Annotated in this window: 14 protein-coding genes; 5 read left to right on the forward strand and 9 right to left on the reverse strand. The window is 73.3% G+C overall.

Annotated elements, in window-relative coordinates; translation table 11 throughout:
• Positions 1-149: 149 nt before the first annotated feature.
• Positions 150-1877 carry a PucR family transcriptional regulator gene (locus tag CTZ28_RS32775; protein ID WP_121893356.1) on the forward strand — a complete coding sequence of 576 codons (1728 nt, stop codon included), beginning with the start codon at positions 150-152 and terminating at the stop codon, positions 1875-1877.
• 167 nt (positions 1878-2044) lie between these two features.
• Entirely contained in the window at positions 2045-2812 is a 768-nt protein-coding gene (locus CTZ28_RS32780) for a hypothetical protein (RefSeq protein ID WP_183154700.1), read from the forward strand.
• 299 nt (positions 2813-3111) lie between these two features.
• Here the strand turns inward: CTZ28_RS32780 and CTZ28_RS32785 are convergent, their stop codons facing one another.
• Positions 3112-3909 carry a GntR family transcriptional regulator gene (locus tag CTZ28_RS32785; protein WP_121893358.1) on the reverse strand — a complete coding sequence of 266 codons (798 nt, stop codon included), beginning with the start codon at positions 3907-3909 and terminating at the stop codon, positions 3112-3114.
• 436 nt (positions 3910-4345) lie between these two features.
• On the opposite strand from CTZ28_RS32785, the gene CTZ28_RS32790 reads away from it, so the two are divergent.
• Positions 4346-5389 carry a DUF2637 domain-containing protein gene (locus CTZ28_RS32790; protein WP_121893359.1) on the forward strand — a complete coding sequence of 348 codons (1044 nt, stop codon included), beginning with the start codon at positions 4346-4348 and terminating at the stop codon, positions 5387-5389.
• A gap of 119 nt (positions 5390-5508) precedes the next feature.
• Here CTZ28_RS32790 and CTZ28_RS32795 read toward each other — a convergent pair whose 3' ends face one another.
• From CTZ28_RS32795 to CTZ28_RS32805, 3 genes are all read right to left on the reverse strand, one after another.
• Positions 5509-5961: an ATP-binding protein gene (locus CTZ28_RS32795; RefSeq protein ID WP_121893360.1), complete on the reverse strand. Its 453-nt coding sequence runs from the start codon at positions 5959-5961 to the stop codon at positions 5509-5511.
• A 329-nt stretch (positions 5962-6290) separates the two neighbouring features.
• Complete coding sequence (locus CTZ28_RS32800; RefSeq protein ID WP_121893361.1) at positions 6291-8033, reverse strand: pyruvate dehydrogenase; 1743 nt, start codon at positions 8031-8033, stop codon at positions 6291-6293.
• A 74-nt stretch (positions 8034-8107) separates the two neighbouring features.
• On the reverse strand, positions 8108-9415 hold the full coding sequence (locus tag CTZ28_RS32805) for a protein phosphatase 2C domain-containing protein (protein ID WP_121893362.1): 1308 nt from the start codon (positions 9413-9415) through the stop codon (positions 8108-8110).
• Between the two features lie 314 nt (positions 9416-9729).
• On the opposite strand from CTZ28_RS32805, the gene CTZ28_RS32810 reads away from it, so the two are divergent.
• Positions 9730-10719 (forward strand): helix-turn-helix transcriptional regulator, encoded by a 990-nt coding sequence (locus CTZ28_RS32810; protein ID WP_121893363.1) that lies wholly within the window; start codon positions 9730-9732, stop codon positions 10717-10719.
• A gap of 47 nt (positions 10720-10766) precedes the next feature.
• Complete coding sequence (locus CTZ28_RS32815; protein ID WP_121893364.1) at positions 10767-11249, forward strand: DUF456 domain-containing protein; 483 nt, start codon at positions 10767-10769, stop codon at positions 11247-11249.
• A gap of 12 nt (positions 11250-11261) precedes the next feature.
• Here CTZ28_RS32815 and CTZ28_RS32820 read toward each other — a convergent pair whose 3' ends face one another.
• The 5 genes from CTZ28_RS32820 to CTZ28_RS32840 form a co-directional block, all read right to left on the reverse strand.
• Positions 11262-12509, reverse strand: a complete 1248-nt coding sequence (locus CTZ28_RS32820) for an SGNH/GDSL hydrolase family protein (RefSeq protein ID WP_121893365.1) — start codon at positions 12507-12509, stop codon at positions 11262-11264.
• A 148-nt stretch (positions 12510-12657) separates the two neighbouring features.
• Positions 12658-13158 (reverse strand): methylated-DNA--[protein]-cysteine S-methyltransferase, encoded by a 501-nt coding sequence (locus CTZ28_RS32825; RefSeq protein ID WP_121893366.1) that lies wholly within the window; start codon positions 13156-13158, stop codon positions 12658-12660.
• Positions 13155-14609, reverse strand: coding sequence for an AlkA N-terminal domain-containing protein (locus CTZ28_RS32830; RefSeq protein ID WP_121893367.1), 1455 nt, complete (start codon positions 14607-14609; stop codon positions 13155-13157). The genes CTZ28_RS32825 and CTZ28_RS32830 overlap by 4 nt, the downstream gene beginning before the upstream one ends.
• Positions 14610-14684: 75 nt before the next feature.
• Positions 14685-15797, reverse strand: coding sequence for a ribosome small subunit-dependent GTPase A (rsgA, locus tag CTZ28_RS32835; RefSeq protein ID WP_121893368.1), 1113 nt, complete (start codon positions 15795-15797; stop codon positions 14685-14687).
• Positions 15798-16107: 310 nt separating this feature from the next.
• Positions 16108-17580 carry an AAA family ATPase gene (locus CTZ28_RS32840; RefSeq protein ID WP_121893369.1) on the reverse strand — a complete coding sequence of 491 codons (1473 nt, stop codon included), beginning with the start codon at positions 17578-17580 and terminating at the stop codon, positions 16108-16110.
• Positions 17581-17724 lie beyond the last annotated feature (144 nt).

Raw genomic sequence — 17724 nt, forward strand, 5'->3', positions numbered from 1 at the left:
GTCATCCGTAACCTCTCCGTTTTCCCGAGGAAACGCGGGACACGGCCGGGCCGTCATGCAGAGCGGTCCGCGCACCGGTCGCCGGCTCCTCCCACGACTTCCCACCAAGATTCATCGTAGGTTTCGAGACACAGAACGGCGGCGACGAAATGCGGCTGCGCGCACTGCTGGACACCGATGCGCTGGGCCTGCGGCTGCTCGGCGGCGAGGACGAGCTGGACCGGACCGTACGGGGCGTGATGACCACCGACCTGCGGGACCCCAGCCGCTATCTCTCGGGCGGCGAGCTGGTGCTGACGGGGCTGGCCTGGCGCCGGGACGCCACCGACTCCGAGCGCTTCGTACGGATCCTGGTACAGGCCGGCGTCGCCGCCCTGGCCGCCGGCGAGGCCGAGCTCGGCATGGTCCCGGACGATCTGGTGCTGGCCTGCGCGCGGCACCGGCTGCCGCTGTTCGCCGTGATCGAGGCGGTGTCGTTCGCGACGATCACCGAGCACGTCGTGCGCCAGGTGTCCGGCGAGCGCGCCGGGGACCTCGCGGCCGTCGTGGACCGGCACCGGCGGATGATGACCGCGGGCCCCGCGGGCGGCGGCCCCGATGTGGTCCTCGACCTGCTCGGCACCGACCTGGACCTGCGGGCCTGGGTGCTCTCCCCCACCGGCCGGCTCATCGCGGGCTCCAAGGTCGCCGGCGCCGACCTGCCCGCCGAGACCGGCGCCCGGCTGGCCGCCGAGCACCTCGCGGCCGTCCGCACCGGCCGCCGCGGACCGCACCGGCTGGTCCTCGGCCGCACGACGTACTCCCTCTTCCCGATCCGCTCCAGCGGCCGCTCCCCGCAGGCCGCCCGGGACGTCCGCGAGACAGTGCTGTCGGACTGGCTGCTCGCCGTCGAGGCCGACGCCGGGGACTGGCCCGAGGAGCGGCTCGAACTGCTCCGGGGCGTCACCCAGCTGATCGCGGTCGAACGGGACCGGCGGGACGCGGCGCGCACGGTGCGGCGGCGGCTCGCGCAGGAGGTGGTGGAGCTGGTGCAGGCGGGTGCGGCGCCCGCCGAGATCGCCGCGCGGCTGCGGGTGACCGCGCCCGTGCTGCTGCCCGGGCTCGGCGCGGCCCCGCACTGGCAGGTGGTGGTGGCCCGGGTCGAATGGGAGGACCTGCCCGGCGGGCCCGCGGCGGCCTCGGCCGAGGGCGCCGGAGGGCACCGGGCGAGCGACATCGCGGGCGGCCCGGTCGCCCAGGCGCTGCTGGAGGAGATCCTGGTCGACCCGCTGGCCACCGGGCCCGAGCCCGCCGACCGCATCGCCGTCGCCCACACCGGCGACGAGGCCGTCGCGCTGGTCCCGCTCCCGGCCGTCTCCGCCGAGCACGACGGCTCGGAGTCCGGGATCCTCGCCGACGCGCTCCTGGCGTCCGTACGCGACCCGCTGACGGCGGGTCTGAACGACGACGGCCGGGTCACCCTGGGCGTCAGCGCGGCCGTGCACTCGGCGGAGGGGCTGCGCGGGGCGCTGGAGGAGGCCCGGCACGCCCGCCGGGTGGCCGCGGCGCGCCCCGGGCGGGTGTGCGCGGCGGGCCACCAGGAGCTGGCCTCGCACGTACTGCTGCTGCCCTTCGTGCCGGACGACGTACGGCGGGCCTTCACCGCCCGGCTCCTGGACCCGCTGCGCGACTACGACCGCCGGCACCGGGCCGAGCTGATCCCGACACTGGAGGCGTTCCTGGACTGCGACGGCTCCTGGACCCGCTGTGCCACCCGGCTCCACCTGCACGTCAACACGCTGCGGTACCGGGTGGGCCGGATCGAGCAGTTGACGGGACGGGACCTTTCGCGGCTGGAGGACAAGCTCGATTTCTTCCTGGCGCTGCGCATGAGCTGAGGTCACGCGGGCGTGCGCCGGGTGGACGTCGGGTGACGTCCTGTCCCACGACTTTGTGAAATCCTTCACCCACCCTCTTGGCCCGGCCCCGGAAAGGGTGCTGGAATGCCGCCACCACTCAACAGCTCGACGGCGCGCTCGGGGAGGGCAATGTGGCGCATTCCGCCATGTCTGGTAACGGAACGACCGCCGGTGACGATCCGCTCCAGACCGCGGTATGGCGATTGCGCTCGCGGGCCTGCTGGGCCGACGCGGCGGCCCTGCTCCGGCCCGACACCGCGCCGGCCGCGCTCCAGCGGGCCGGGCTGCTGGTGGAGCGCTGTCTGTACACCGAGCGGGGCTGGGCCGAGGCCGAGGACGCGCTGCGTACGGCGGAGGCGGTGGCCCAGAGCGACGAGGAGCGCGGCGCGGCGGCCTGCGAGCGCGGCCAGCTCGCCTACGCGGCCACGCTGCACGGGGTGCGGGACCGGGCGGACGAGGCGCGGGCCGCGCTGGGCCGGGCGGCGGCGCTGATCCCGCCCGGGGCGGCCGGCCGGGCGCTGCTGGACTTCCGCCGGGGTCTGCTGGCCGAGAACCTGGCCCGCTCCCCGCAGGCGGCGCGGGCCGCGTACCACCGGGCCCACGCGAGCGCTGCCGCGCATGGCGACCCGCTGCTCCTGTCCTTCACCTGGCGGCACCTCGCGGGGCTCGCCCTGCGGGACGGCGAGGTGGCCGAGGCACGCCATGGCTTCGCCGAATCCCTGCGGATCCGCGAGGAGCTGGGCTACCTGGTCGGCACGGCGCCGGCCCTGGCCTCGCTCGCCGACACCTCACCCGAGCCGGAGGCGTCCCGCCTCCGCGAGGAGGCCCTCCGGCTGTTCCGCCTCCTCGGCGGCGTACCCACCTGGCTCGCCCAGCACCTCACCCCACCCGCCCCGGACACAGCAACGGCCTGACCCCCACAACGAACACCATCCGCCACCTGGGCAACCCCGGCCCGCGGCCGCCTGGGGACGCACCGAACCGCAGCCACCCGACCGCCCGCCAGGCACCCGCCGGCCGCAAAAGCGCGACGGGCAGCGGAGGCGAAAGGGCGCGGACGCGGCACGGCCCGACCACGACCGAACCGCCCCGGGCCCCACGCGGGACATGGGCCACCCCGGCCCGCGGCCGCCTGGGGACGCACCGAACCGTGGCCGCACCCGACCGTTCGTCGGGTGCTCGCAGGGGGGTGAAGGGCTTCTGCCAGGTGAGGTCAGGGGGTGGGGGTGAAGTGGGCTGTCGTCAGGGTCTGCGCCGCGTTCAGGTCGTGGGCGATCAGGGCCTCCAGGAGGGCCGTGTGCTGGACCGCGTCCGCCAGCAGGTCGGCGCGCTGGAGCCGGGCCGGACCGTCGGCCAGCGGCCCCTGGGACCGCCGGTGCAGGTCCTCCGCGATCTGCACCAGCTGCTCGTTGCCGGACAGCGACAGCACCGCCCGGTGGAAGACCTGGTCCGACTCGGCGTACGTCGCCCGGCACCCGGAGGACGCGGCACGCACGGTGTCCTCGGCCAGCGGCCACAGCTCCGCCCAGCGCTCGGCCGGCACCGTACGGGCCAGCCGCAGCACCACCGGCACCTCGATCAGCGCCCGGACCTCCGCCAGCTCGGCCAGTTCCCGCGCGCCCCGCCGGACCACCCGGAACCCGCGGTTCGGCACGACCTCGACCGCGCCTTCGAGCGCGAGCCGCTGCATGGCCTCCCGCACGGGCGTCGCCGACACCCCGAACTGCTCCCCGAGCGCCGGCGCCGAGTACACCTCGCCGGGCTCCAGGTCACCCGTCACCAGCGCGGTGCGCAGCGCGTCCAGGATCTGTCCGCGCACCGACGCCCGCTGGACGGGGCGCGGCTGCGGAATGGGCCGCTCACTGTGCGTATGCTCGCCGCGGACGCCCGGCGGCGGCGCGCCCCGCTCCCGGCCCCCGTCCGCGGGGAGAGCCTGGGCGGGCACCCGGGCCGCCTCCGCCCGCAGCTCCGGGACCCCGGTCGCGACGGAGTCGTGCACACCGTGCCTCACGGGCCCTCCTCCGGGTTGTCGGCACTTGGGGTCATTACGACGGGTTGTTACCTGTCCGTCAAGCACCTTAGGCGCATGACGCGACAGTTCAAATTCCAACCGGCCAGGTAAGGCAAGGCTCACCCGTCTCACGGCCGGCGCGTGGCACGACACACCCCCGGCGTCCACTAAGATCATCTACGATCGGGGCGTTCGTACGGGGGCAGCCGATTCACAACTTCCTCACTTTCCACGGGAACTTTCCGTGGAACCATCCGTACGGGTAGTCTTACTCGAACTCAACTCCCGCCCCTCAAGCGGCAGTTCGAGCAGAACGCCGCCATGGGCATCCCCTTGCACCTCCTTGGCGGCCTCTTGCCCCGAAACCCCCTGAGGGCCGGCGGAATTGGGCCACTATGACGGGCGTTACGCCCTATCCCAATGCAAGGGACCCCAGATGAGACTGACCGACATATCGCTGAACTGGCTGCTTCCGGGCGCCGTACTGCTCCTGGGCATCCTGGCGGCGGTGGCGGTGCTCGCGCGCAGCAAGCGGTCCGGGGAGCACGCGAAGACCGAGGACTCGTGGGAGCGGAACGAGGAGCGGCGCAGGCGCAAGGAGGCCATCTACGGCACGGCTTCCTACGTACTCCTCTTCTGCTGTGCGGCGGTCGCGGCCGCCCTCTCCTTCAAGGGTCTGGTCGGCTTCGGTGAGCAGAACCTGGGCCTGTCCAACGGCTGGCAGTACCTCGTGCCGTTCGGCCTGGACGGCGCGGCCATGTTCTGTTCCGTCCTCGCGGTGCGTGAGGCCAGCCACGGCGACGCGGCCCTCGGCTCCCGGATCCTCGTATGGACGTTCGCGGGCGCCGCTGCCTGGTTCAACTGGGTGCACGCGCCCAGGGGGCTGAGCCACGACGGTGCGCCGCACTTCTTCGCGGGCATGTCCCTCTCCGCGGCCGTGCTGTTCGACCGCGCGCTGAAGCAGACCCGCCGGGCCGCCCTGCGCGAGCAGGGTCTCGTGCCGCGTCCGCTGCCGCAGATCCGCATCGTCCGCTGGCTGCGCGCGCCCCGTGAGACCTACAAGGCCTGGTCGCTCATGCTGCTGGAGAACGTGCGCAGCCTGGACGAGGCCGTCGACGAGGTCCGCGATGACAAGCGGCAGAAGGAAGAGACCCGGCTGCGCAGGCGTGAGCAGCAGCGCCTCGAGCGGGCCCAGCTCAAGGCCATCACCCGCGGCACCCGTGGCACCCGCGGCTTCATCGGGCGTGGCGGCCGCCAGGTCGAGGTGTCGGTGGAGCGCGGCTCCGCACAAGTTTCCGCGGAGCCTGCCATATCCGCGCCGGAACCGCTGCCCGTACGCTCTCGGCCGTCCCTTCAGCCGGTCCGCAAAGGGGCTGACCCGATCACCGTCGACCTGACCGCGGAGGACGACACCATGGCCCTGCCGCGACTCGACTCCCTGGAGCGCAAGCTCAAGGACCTGGAGCAGCAGTTCGGTTAGGACTCGGTGCGACCAGGACCCGGTCCGGCCGGACCGGGCACCACGGGGCGGGGGCGTGACCACGCAGGTCACGCCCCCGCCCCGTGCGCGCTCCTGCCCCCTGCACGTTCCCGCTTCGGTCAGGCGGCCTCCGCGCCCAGTTCGAACCACACCGACTTGCCCACGCCGTGCGCCCGTACGCCCCACGCGTCCGCGAGGGACTGCACCAGGACCAGGCCCCGGCCGTGCGTGCCGTCGCCGGCCGAGGGCGCCCGCAGCACCGGCCGGCGGGCCACGAAGTCCCGCACCTCCACCCGCAGTCCGCGCGGTCCGACGACCGCCGTCAGGACGGCGTCCTCGTCGGTGTGGACGAGCGCGTTGGTGACCAGTTCGCTGGTGAGGAGTTCCGCTATCTCGGAGCGGCCCGGTTTCCCCCAGTGCCGCAGGAGTTCACGCAGTTCCCTGCGCGCCTCGGGCACGGCCCGCAGGTCCGCCCGGCCGAGCCTGCGCCGCAGTTGCGGCGCGTGCGCCCGGTCCGTGCCGTCGTCGGTCTCTTCTCCCGTCGCCTTCACCGAGGAGGCCCCGATGACCACGGGACCACCCCCTCGCGCCTGCCTTCTCATGTCCCCCGCCCGCACGCCGTTGCCGTTGCCCCTCCTGGTCGAACACCTTCACGGGGATCCTTGCCCCGTGAGCCCCTGGCCAGTCCTGCCCGATCGTCGACGTCCGGCGGTTCGGCCATGGCGGTACGGCGACGCCACGGCGGCCCGTGCGCCACACGGACCGTGATCCGGCCACGGAGTGGGCGGTACGGCGCCATGGACGCCCCGACGCGACGGGCCGGGGCGGCCTCCGCGCGGCCCTGACGCACCGTCAGTGCACGTGAATCTGGCCGGAATCGATCGCCCTGCCGTGCGTCCGGTCAGGGCCGTGGAACGTTCCGCAGGTTCGAACGGGCCAGCTGGACCATGCGGCCGACACCGCCGTCCAGCACCATCTTCGAGGCGGACAGGGCGAAGCCGGTGACCATGTCGGCGCTGATCTTCGGCGGAATGGACAGCGCGTTGGGGTCGGTGACGATGTCGACCAGGGCCGGGCCCCGGTGCTTGAAGGCGTCCCGCAGCGCTCCGGCGAGCTGCCTCGGTTTCTCCACCCGCAGCCCGAAGGCACCGCAGGCGCGGGCCACGGCGGCGAAGTCGGGGTTGGTGTTGGTGGTGCCGTACGAGGGCAGGCCGGCCACCAGCATCTCCAACTCGACCATGCTCAGGGCGGAGTTGTTGAACAGTACGACCTTCACCGGCAGGTCGTACTGCACGAGGGTCAGGAAGTCGCCCATCAGCATGGCGAATCCGCCGTCGCCCGACATCGACACGATCTGTCGCCCGCGGTCGGTGAACTGCGCCCCGATCGCCATGGGCAGCGCGTTCGCCATCGAGCCGTGCGAGAAGGAACCGATGACGCGGCGGCGGCCGTTGGGCGAGATGTAGCGGGCCGCCCAGACATTGCACATACCCGTGTCGACCGTGAACACGGCGTCGCTGTCGGCGACTTCGTCGAGGACCGCGGCCACGTACTCGGGGTGGATCGGAACGTGCTTCTCGACCCTCCTGGTGTACGCCTTGACCACACCCTCCAGCGTGTCCGCGTGCTTCTTCAGCATCTTGTCCAGGAAGCGCCGGTTCTCCTTCGTCCGCACCCGCGGCACGAGACAGCGCAGGGTCTCGCGCACATCGCCCCACACGGCCAGGTCGAGGCGGGAGCGGCGGCCCAGCACCTCCGGGCGCACATCGACCTGGACGATCCGCACATCGTCGGGCAGGAAGGCGTTGTACGGGAAGTCGGTGCCGAGCAGGATCAGCAGATCGCACTCGTGGGTGGCCTCGTAGGCGGCGCCGTAGCCGAGCAGACCGCTCATGCCGACGTCGTACGGGTTGTCGTACTGGATCCACTCCTTGCCGCGCAGCGCATGGCCGACCGGGGACTTGATCTTCCCGGCGAACTCCATGACCTCGGCGTGCGCGCCCGCCGTGCCGCTGCCGCAGAACAGGGTCACCCTGTCGGCCTCGTCGATCATCCGGACGAGCGCGTCGATCTCGGCGTCGCCGGGCCGCACGGAGGGCCGGGAGGTCACGAGGGCGAGTTCGGCGGCCTTCTCCGGCGCGGGCTCGGCGGCGACATCACCCGGCAGGGCCACCACGCTGACGCCCCGCTGCCCCACCGCGTGCTGGATCGCGGTCTGCAGCAGCCGGGGCATCTGCTTCGGGGTGGAGATCAGCTCGCTGTAGTGGCTGCACTCGCGGAAGAGCTGGTCGGGGTGGGTCTCCTGGAAGTAGCCCAGGCCGATCTCGCTGGACGGGATGTGCGAGGCGAGGGCGAGCACCGGCGCCATGGAGCGGTGGGCGTCGTACAGGCCGTTGATCAGGTGCAGATTGCCGGGGCCGCAGGAGCCGGCGCAGGCGGCCAGCTTCCCGGTGATCTGGGCCTCCGCACCGGCGGCGAAGGCGGCGGTCTCCTCGTGCCGTACGTGGATCCAGTCGATGGCCGAGTTGCGGCGTACGGCGTCGACCACGGGGTTGAGGCTGTCGCCGACGACGCCGTACAGGCGGCGCACCCCGGCGCGGGCGAGGATGTCCACGAACTGTTCCGCGACGTTCTGTTTGGCCATGGCTTTCGAGTGCCCCTCCGGTCTCGGGGATCCGACGGTCGGCTCGGAGTTCCATGGAGGCACAGGGTCCGCGGTTACGCCTCCCACACGGCGGCGGCCGTACGGTCGTCGGCGTACCCCTTGACCCGCACCTGGGTGTCCGCGAGGAACGCGGCCAGGCCCGGCGGAGTGCCGTCGGACCAGCGCCGGGCCAGATAGGCGCAGAGGGCGGGCTCGCCGCGCAGCGGTTCGGCCAGGCCGCCGCTGCACATCAGCAGCGCATCACCCGGGCGGGCGATGGAGTCCCGGAAACGGAAGGGTTCGCGGGGCGGCTCCGGGACGGGCTCGTAGGGGCTCGGCGGCGTCGGGATGCCCAGGTCCATGGTGAGCCGGTCGCCTTCGGGGGTCTCGGCGGGCGGCGCCCCGCGGCCGAGCACCGCGTCACCGGTGGTGCCGTCCGTGGTGACCTGCGGCTCGATGTCCTGCCAGACGCCGTCCCTGAGCCGGAACAGGCCGCCCTCGCCGACGCCGAAGAAGACGCGGGTACGGCAGTCGGGGCGGGCCGGCAGCAACAGGCAGCGCAGGCCGGCCGCGTACTCGTCCGGGGCGATGCCCTGTTCGGTGGCGCTGGCACGGAGCTTGCCCAGGGTGCGGTCGGTGAGCCGGTGCAGACCGGACTTGAGGTCGCCGCGGCGGGCCGCGTGGATGTCCTCGGCCAGCCGCTGATGGCTGAGGCCGACGGCCCGGCCGATCCACTGGCACGCCTCGGCCGCGGCCCGGTGGGCACCCGGGGTGGCCCGGGCGCCGGTCGCCATCGCGACGAGGATCAGCGCCTGTTCGCCGGTGCCGAACCGCGCGGTGAGCAGCGCGTCGCGGCGCGGTTCGCCCCGGTACCGCGCCGAGTCGCCCCGCACGGACGCGGCGCGCAGGGTGCACACCCCGTACCGGGCACCGTCGAGCACGGTGTCCGCGACCAGTTCGTCGAGCCCGGCGGGATCGGCGAGCGGCAGAGCGGTCGGCTCGGCGTCATAGGTGGGCGGCCCTGACCCGACGAACTCGACGCCCCCCACCGGTCCGCGCCCCGCGCCGAGCCCCTGCCCGATGCCGGAACCAGGGTCCTGCGGGCTCTCGGGTGCCGCATGGAGCACGCGGGGATCGTCCTCGGGCACCCCTTCGGCCGCACCCGGACGGTGCTGCGCCGCCGCCGGGAAGGCCGACAGCAGCGGCGGGTCCGCGGGCGGCGGGCTCGGTGGGCGGGTGCTCAGCGTGTGCGATGCCGAGGCGAAGCGGTCGTCCAGGGAATCGGCCGCGGGTGCGGGGCCGGTGTCCTGTGTGGCGTCGTCGTACAGCTGGCCCCACCAGTCGTCCTCGTCCCGGGTGGGCCTACCCCCCTGCTGGCTCATGCCCCTAATTGTCCACCGCGCGGGCCCCGGGAAAACGGGGCATCCGGAAAAAGCGGCGCGCGGTCCGCCTCGTACGGCGGTCGAGGGAGGCGGTGAACTCCCGTACGAAACACGGCGGTACCCGGTCCAGCGGGTCGGCGGGCACCCCCGGAACCCCCCGTCGACCGTCAGGTGACCGACTTCGCGGTGCGGCCACCATGGCAGAGTGACCGGTGGTGTGGCGACGCTGTGCCGAGGCGGGTGTGCGCCGTGGCCGCTCTCCGCCACGCCCCACCGCGAGGGGCGGTCGGGTCGCCGGGGAGGGACGAGGGCCGATGCTGGCAGCGATAGGGCTGGACGAGACGCACGAGACGGCGTACCGGGCACTGGTGTCCGTGGGCGCGGCCGACGTACCCGATCTGGCACGGCGGCTGATGCTGGCCGAGCACGACACGGAGCGCGCCCTGCGCCGGCTGGAGCGGCACGGCCTCGCGGCCCAGTCGTCGGCCCGCCCCGGCCGCTGGGTGGCGGCACCCCCGGGCGTCGCGCTGGGCGCGCTGCTCACCCAGCAGCGGCACGAGCTGGAGAAGGCCGAGCTGGCGGCGGCCCTGCTCGCCGAGGAGTACCGGGCGGCGGCGGCCGAGCCCGCCGTGCACGACCTGGTCGAGGTGGTGACCGGCGCCGCCGCCGTGGCCCAGCGCTTCCTGCAGATGCAGCTGGCCGCGAGCGACGAGGTCTGCGCGCTGGTCACCGGCAACCCGATGGTCGTCTCCGGCACGGAGAACGACGCCGAGGAGCAGGCCGCCGGACGCGGCGTCCGCTATCGGGTGGTGATCGAGCGCGCGGTGCTGAACATGCCGGACGGGATCACCGAGCTGACGGCGGCCCTGGGCCGGGACGAGCAGGTGCGGGTGGTGGACGAGGTGCCGACCAAGCTGGTGGTGGCCGACCGCTCGCTCGCCATGGTGCCGCTCACCTCGCACAGCGCGGAACCGGCCGCGCTCGTGGTGCACGCCAGCGGCCTGCTGGAGGTGCTGTCGGGACTGTTCGAGTCGGTGTGGCACCGGGCGCTGCCGCTCAGGCTGGGCGCGCAGGGGGTCTGCGAGCAGCAGCCGGACGGCCCCGACGGCACCGACCTGGAGGTGCTGTCGCTGCTGCTCGCCGGGCTGACCGACGCGAGCGTCGCCAAACAGCTGGACCTGGGCCTGCGGACCGTGCAGCGGCGGGTGAAGCGGCTGATGGAGCTGACTGGGGTGACGACCCGGCTGCAGCTGGGCTGGCACGCCTACGAGCGCGGCTGGGTGGCCCGGGACGTCCACGAGTGACGTGTACGTGTCCTGCGTCGGCGGCCGGGTTCCGGCACGCTGGGCAGATGGGAGTGTGGGAACTCCTGCTGGTCGGCCTCGTCATGGCGCTCGGCCTGTGCGGGGTGCTGGTGCCCGGGGTGCCGGGTTCGTGGCTGGTGTGGGCCGCGGTGCTGTGGTGGGCGCTGCAGGATCCGCAGCCGGTCGCGTGGGGTGTCCTGGTGGGGGCGACCGTCGTGCTGTTCCTGTCCCAGGTGGTGCGCTGGGCGCTGCCACCCCGGCGGCTGCGGGCGCGCGGTGCGACACCGCAGACGGAGGCGTACGCGGGGATGGGGGCGTTTCTCGGTTTCTTCCTGCTGCCCGTGGTCGGGGCGATACCCGGCTTCCTGGCCGGGATCTATCTGCACGAGCGGCTGCGCCTGGGCCGCCACGGCGAGGCGGTGGCCGCGCTGCGCACGGCGATGCGCTCGGGCGGCTCCAGCGTGCTGACGGAGCTGTTCACCTGTCTGCTGATCATGGGCGCCTGGCTGGGCGCGGTGGTCTGGGGCTGACGGCACGACGGTTCAGCGCAGGGCGCCGAGGTCGATCGCGTCGCCCAGCGCCCGCATGCCCGCGTCGTTGAAGTGCAGATGGTCGCCGGGGTCGTAGGCGGGCCTGATCCGCTGGGGCCGTGCCGGGTCACGGACGGCGGCGTCGAAGTCGGCCACGGCGTCGAAGACGCCCCCGGTGCGGATGACGGCGTTGATCCGCTGCCGCAGGTCCTCGCGGGCGGCGGTGAAGGCGCGGTGGCCGCCGTACGGGGTGAGGGTGGCGCCGACGACCCGGATGCCGTGGGCGTGCGCGCGGGAGACGATCGTGCGGTACGCGGCCTCGAAGCCGGCGACGTCGTTCGCCCGGGGTGTGCCGTTGATGTCGTTGATGCCTTCGAAGACGATCAGCACCCGCACGCCGGACCGGGACAGCGCGTCGGCGTCCAGCCGGGACAGCGCGCTCGGCCCGGTGCCGTCCCGCAGCAGGCGGTTGCCGGCGATCCCGGCGTTGAGCACCCCCAGCCGGCGGGGCCGGAGGCGTTCGGCGAGCCGGTCGGGCCAGCGGCGGTCGGCGTCGTGGGTGGAGCCGGTGCCGTCGGTGAGGGAGTCCCCGAAGGCCACGACGCTGCCTGCGCCGCGGGGTGCGCGGACGTCGACGCCGGTGACGTAGTACCAGTGGCTGGTGGTGGCCGTGTACGCCGCACCGTCCTCGTCGGCGGCCCGGCCGGCGCCCCGCGGGGCGACGTAGCTGGTCCGCAGGGCGGTGCGGTGGTACGTCGCGGGTCCGGAGTCGGTGGGTGTGTGGACCGTGACGAGCAGGTCGGCGGCGGCCGGCACGGCCAGCGGCACCGGATCGCTGACCAGGTCGCCGCCTGGCGGGACCGCGGCCGTGGGCGCGCCGCCGAAGGTCGCTTTCCGCATCGTGCCGGGGACGGCGTCCGGACCGGCCGCGCCGCGCAGCGCGACGGTGACCGCGCCGAGCGTCAGGGGTCCGGTGCCGAGCCGGTTGCTGAGCCGGATCCGCAGGAGGTCACCGCCGACGCTGAGATGCACGACGTTGCGGACGGCGGCGCCGGGCAGCGCGGGGGCGGTACCGGAGGGCGCGGCCTCCCAGGTACCGGTCCAGGGGGCCGGCGCGGGCGCGGCGCGGACCGCTGCCGGCACCGCCGCGCGCACCGCACCCGGCGCCGTTGCTGTCGCCGCCTCCGTCTGCGGCGCCGCTCCCGTCGTGCCGATCAGCGCGAGGAGCGCCGCCGCAAGTACCCGCCCGGCCTTGACCATGTGTGCCCCCGCCCTTCCCGATGTCCCCCAGGAGGCGAAGGTCGCACGCGGACGGACGGTGCCGGGCCGGTATCACCGCGATGCCACCCGTTCGGCCCAGCGCACGCGATCGACCTGGCAGAACGAGGCGGTCCGGTCACGCGGGCGGTCAGCGCGGGGCGAGCGCGCCCTCCAGGGTGAGCAGCCAGGTCTTGCGGTCGAGGCCGCCGGCGTAGCCGGTCAAGGAGCCGTCCGCACCGATCACCCGGTGGCACGGGCGCACGATCAGCAAGGGGTTGGCGCCGATCGCGCCGCCGACCGCCCGCACCGCTGCCCGCGGCGCGCCGATCCGCGCGGCGATCTCGCCGTACGTCGTGGTCGCCCCGTAGGGAACGGAGTCGAGCGCGGCCCACACCCGCTCCCGGAACTCGGTGCCGTGCGTCCGCAGCTCCAGCCGGAACTCCTTGAGCTCACCGGCGAGATAGGCGGCGAGCTGCTCCTCGGCCGCCCGGAAGGGGCCGGGGTCGCGCCGCCAGCCCTCACCGACCGTGCGGCCGCCCTTCTGGCCGGGCACGGAGAGCGAGCTGAGCGCGCCGTCCGGGCCCGCGGTGAGCAGCAGCGGGCCGAGCGGTCCGGCCACGGTGGTCCAGTACGTCGGTTCGAGGGTCATGCCTGTTCCGATTTCCCTTCCGGATACGGGTGTTGCGGGGCGTACGGGTTTGGCCCTGCACCGAGGTCCCGTGCGGCCTCCAGGTGCCGCACGGCGTAGGAGCGCCAGGGCCGTCGGCCGTCCGGCATGTCGAGGCCGGGCGGGGCCACGTCGGGATCGCCCAGGGCGCGGACCCGGATCGCGGCGGCGACGGCCGGGTCCAGGCCGGGCAGGGCGAGCAGGGCCTGTGTGGCGTCGTCCCGGTCCGCGCCCGGATCCAGCCGTACGGTGCCGTCGGCCAGCGCGGCGGCCAGCGCGCCCAGGGTGCCGTGCGGCTCGGCAGCGGCAAGGACGGCGGGCTCCGGGAACAGCTGGGTGAGGCTGCCGCAGGGGGCGTCGAGCGCCTTTCCGTAACGCTGCACCAGCCGCTCCGACTCAGCGGGCCCGGCCAGCGCGCGCACCGCCCACTCCGCGGGATCGGCGGCTCCGGGTGAGCGCAGCCCGGGCCGGGCTGCGACCAGCGGGGCGAGTTGTGCGTCGGCGCTCAGCCGTTCGTCGACCGCGTACGGATCGGCGTCCAGGTCGAACAGCCGGCGCAGCCGCTGCACCGCCGTGGTCAGGTCCCGCGGGTCGGTCAGCTGCAGCCGGGCGTCGAGCCAGCCGCCGGGGTGGGCGGCGGGCCCCGCCTTCGGGGACCGGGTGCGCTCCGCGACGGCGACGATGCCGGTGCCGTACGGCAGCCGGAGCGTGCGCCGGTAGGTGCGGTCGCCCCAGGCGCCGCTCACCTCCTCGACCCGGCGCACGCTCTCGCGGGCGAGCAGATCGAAGACGGCGGCGGCCTGATAGGGCCCGCGGTAGGCGAGCCGCAGCGGGATCCCGGTGCCGGGGACGGCACGCGGCGCCCGGCCCCTGTCCCGGGGCGCGGCGGCGCGCAGCTCGCTCGGGGTGGCCGCGTACACGGCCCGGATCGTGTCGTTGAACTGCCGCACGCTGGCGAACCCGGAGGCGAACGCGATCTCGGTGATCGGCAGGCCGGTGGTCTGCAGCAGGACGCGCGCGGTGTGCGCCCGCTGGGCCCGGGCGAGCGCGACGGGTCCGGCGCCCAGCTCGCCGGTGAGCTGCCGCTGGACCTGTCGCGCGCTGTAGCCGAGCCGGGTGGCGAGCCCGGCGACGCCCTCGCGGTCCACGATGCCGTCGCCGATCAGCCGCATGGCGCGGCCCACGACGTCCGCGCGCACGTTCCAGTCGGCGGAGCCGGGCACGGCGTCCGGGCGGCAGCGGCGGCACGCCCGGAAACCGCCGCCCTGCGCCGCGGCGGCGGTCGTGAAGAACCGCACGTTGCGCCGCTTCGGGGTCACGGCCGGGCAGCTGGGCCGGCAGTAGATCCCGGTCGTCTCGACGGCGAAGAAGAACTCCCCGTCGAACCGGGCGTCCCGGCTGCGCACGGCCTCGTACCTGGTGTCTTCGTCCATCACGTCATCCAGTGTGGGTGACGCGTACGGGGGGGGCTGGCGGAAATCGGACGCGACGCTGCCGCCCCCGTGGGGTCAGCGCAGGCGTCCGCGCTTGGCCTCCATGGCCGCCCTGCCCTCCGCCCCCTTCCGTTTCCAGTCCCGGCGCAGCTCGGCGCGGACCCGGGCGTCGGTCTTCGCGACGATCCACTGGTTCTCCCGGACGAGCTTGCGGTAGCTGTCCAGGCGGCGGGCCGGCAGCCGGCCGTTCTCGACGGCGGCCATGACCGCGCACCCGGGCTCGCTGTCGTGCGCGCAGTCGTGGAACCGGCACTCCCCGGCCAGTCCCTCGATCTCGGCGAAGACCTGCCCGACCCCGGTCTCGGCGTCGAAGAGCCCGACGCCGCGCAGCCCCGGCGTGTCGATGAGCACGCCACCACCGGGCAGCGGGAGCAGATTGCGGGTGGTGGTCGTGTGCCGGCCCTTGCCGTCCACGTCCCGGGCGGCCTGTACGTCCATGACGTCCTCGCCGACCAGGGCGTTGGCGAGGGTCGACTTGCCCGCCCCGGACTGCCCGAGCAGCACGGTGGTGCCGGCGCCGACCAGCGCGCCGAGGGTGCCGAGGCCTTCCCCGTGCAGGGCGCTGACGGTGAGCACCGGCACTCCGGGCGAGGCGGTCTCCACGTCCCGCACGAGGTGCGCGAGGGTCACCGGGTCGGGCACGAGGTCGGCTTTGCTGAGCACGACCACCGGTTGCGCGCCGGACTCCCAGGCCAGGGCCAGGAACCGTTCGACGCGGCCGAGGTCGAGTTCGACAGCGAGCGACGTGCAGACGACGACGTGATCGATGTTGGTGGCCAGCACCTGCCCGTCGGAACGCTTGGACGACGTCGACCGGACGAACGCGGTACGCCGGGGCAGCAGCGTCCGCACATACCGCGGATCACTGCCTCCGGGATCGACGGCGACCCAGTCCCCCGTGCACACGACCTTCATCGGGTCGCGGGGGACGACGAACTCGGTGTCGGCACGCACGGTTCCGACGGCGGTGACCACGTCGCACTGACCGCGGTCGACCCGCACGACACGGCCGGGCAGGAGACCCTGCTCGGCGTAGGGAGCGAACTCGGCTTCCCAGTCCGCATCCCACCCGTAGGGGGCCAGAGGGTGCGACGAAGCGGAGGAAGCCGGAAGAGAAGAGAGATGCAAGGGGAACCCTTCACAGGGCGGCCCCGGCCGCGCGCACTCGCAGGCGCGAAGAAGCAGGATAGATCAGCCGGAGGCCACGGAGGTGGAGTGGATGAACTTCTGGTTGCGGGCAGCGCCCACCACAGAGACAGCCATCGGTCACACCTCCCGTTCCTCACCCAGCCGACAGCAGCGGCCGACAGCCACTGCGTGAAGCGGGCTTCACACTAGAACCGGGCGCATTCCGGCGCCACCTATTTTTCTGACAGGCTCACATCTGCCAGCCCGGCAGGCGACCCTCTGGACCGACCGCACCACACCTTCGCAAGCTTCATTCCATGCCGTAGAGCGCCTCCAGGTCGACCAGTTGGATATCAGGGTCAGTCTGTGCGGCCGCGTATGCCTTGTCATTGAAGCCTGCGCCGCTGAGACACAGGAGTCGGGTACTGCTGGTGTCGTAGCGACCGGCCTGGGTGATGAGGTCGCGGATGCGCCGGAGGCGTTCGATGTGGGCGATGCCCATCGTGTCATTCCATTTGGCCTCGCCGATGGCCAGAAGCGGCGGCCTGGTTCCGTCGGCGATACCGATGACCGCCACATCCACCTCGTGTCCGATGCGGGCCTTGGGATCGTGCACCACGCCGCGTCCGACCCGGGCGGGCAGACCGCCGATCACTTCGGGGTCGGCGTGGTGCAGCGCCCAGTCGCGGCAGACCTGTTCGAAATGGGGGCCGAGGACATTACTGGTGAAGCGGCGGCGGCTGGCCTGCCAAACCCGGGCTGCGCTGCCAGGACGTTCCAACTGGTCCCAGACCGGTCGCATGATCGCATGGTAGAAGCCGATCAGCGGCTCGGCGATGCGGTAGGTAGGACGGTTGTCGCGGAAGGCGTCGGCATCCCGGTGCAGCAGGCCGGCGTCTTCGAGGACATTGATGGGGTGAGCGATGTCGGTGGCCTTGCGCTCCAGGTACCCGGCCATCCCGCCCCGGGTCGCGTTGCCGTCGGCTACTGCGGCGAGCACAGACAGGTACAGGGCGGTGTCTCGCAGGTCGGGCTCTTCCGCGAGCAAGTAGCGGGCCTCCCGGAAAAGGGGAGTCTCTGGGTTGAGGACGGTGCGAACGACCCAGTCGTCGAAGTCGTCAGCACCGTTCGGGGTGTCGCCACGGGCGAATTCCCGTCGATACGCAGGTGTACCGCCCACGATCGCGTTGACCTGCATGGCCAGGCGCGGGTCCGTGATGTTCCAGAACTCCGCGGCCAAGCGGTGGTCGAGAGGGCGGACCACCAACTCCAGCCCTGCCCGGCCTCGCAGGGGGGCATTGCCGGACAGCAGCCTTCCCATGAACGACAGCGCCGAGCCACACAGCAGTAGCCGGGTGCGGGAACCGATGCGCTGATCGCGCAGGGTCCGCAACGCCTCCTGGATGATCGAGGGGAGCTCCGGACTCGCCTTGGCGAGGTACGGAAATTCGTCGATCACGACGGGCACAGGCCGTTCCGCACCCAGCGCGAGGAGTGCGTCGACGGCCTCGGCCCAGTCGGAGAAGTGGTACGGACTGGCAGGGCGCACATGCGCGGTGAGCGCAGCGCTCATGCGCCGCAGGGACTCGGCATCGGCGGCCTCGGTCGCCCCGAAGTAGAACCCGCCTGCGGCGCGGCAGGCCGCGTCGAGCAAGAAGGTCTTGCCCTGTCGGCGCCGTCCGGAGACCACCCCGAGCGTCGCACCGGGTTGGTCATCTTCGATGAACCGGGCCAGTGCCGACCATTCGTAGTCGCGGTCGAACATCTCGACGGGCTTGTCCATGCCTCTCCGCCCCTATAGCAGAACCACACTTCTATAAACTGTACCCCTATCTATCTCACCATCGCTGCATCTGCCGAGGGCTGGACTTCCGCACCCAGGCGACGGTGGCAGTCGCGCCTGCTCGTCTGTTTCATGAGTGGTTCG

Source organism: Streptomyces shenzhenensis (genome assembly GCF_003688995.1).
Lineage (GTDB): Bacteria > Actinomycetota > Actinomycetes > Streptomycetales > Streptomycetaceae > Streptomyces > Streptomyces shenzhenensis_A.

Coding starts and splice junctions, on each gene's coding strand:
- CTZ28_RS32775 (WP_121893356.1), top strand. CDS start 150: ATGCGGCTGCGCGCACTGCTGGACACCGATGCGCTGGGCCTGCGGCTG.
- CTZ28_RS32780 (WP_183154700.1), top strand. CDS start 2,045: ATGTCTGGTAACGGAACGACCGCCGGTGACGATCCGCTCCAGACCGCG.
- CTZ28_RS32790 (WP_121893359.1), top strand. CDS start 4,346: ATGAGACTGACCGACATATCGCTGAACTGGCTGCTTCCGGGCGCCGTA.
- CTZ28_RS32800 (WP_121893361.1), bottom strand. CDS start 8,033: ATGGCCAAACAGAACGTCGCGGAACAGTTCGTGGACATCCTCGCCCGC.
- CTZ28_RS32805 (WP_121893362.1), bottom strand. CDS start 9,415: ATGAGCCAGCAGGGGGGTAGGCCCACCCGGGACGAGGACGACTGGTGG.
- CTZ28_RS32810 (WP_121893363.1), top strand. CDS start 9,730: ATGCTGGCAGCGATAGGGCTGGACGAGACGCACGAGACGGCGTACCGG.
- CTZ28_RS32815 (WP_121893364.1), top strand. CDS start 10,767: ATGGGAGTGTGGGAACTCCTGCTGGTCGGCCTCGTCATGGCGCTCGGC.
- CTZ28_RS32820 (WP_121893365.1), bottom strand. CDS start 12,509: ATGGTCAAGGCCGGGCGGGTACTTGCGGCGGCGCTCCTCGCGCTGATC.
- CTZ28_RS32825 (WP_121893366.1), bottom strand. CDS start 13,158: ATGACCCTCGAACCGACGTACTGGACCACCGTGGCCGGACCGCTCGGC.
- CTZ28_RS32830 (WP_121893367.1), bottom strand. CDS start 14,609: ATGGACGAAGACACCAGGTACGAGGCCGTGCGCAGCCGGGACGCCCGG.
- CTZ28_RS32840 (WP_121893369.1), bottom strand. CDS start 17,580: ATGGACAAGCCCGTCGAGATGTTCGACCGCGACTACGAATGGTCGGCA.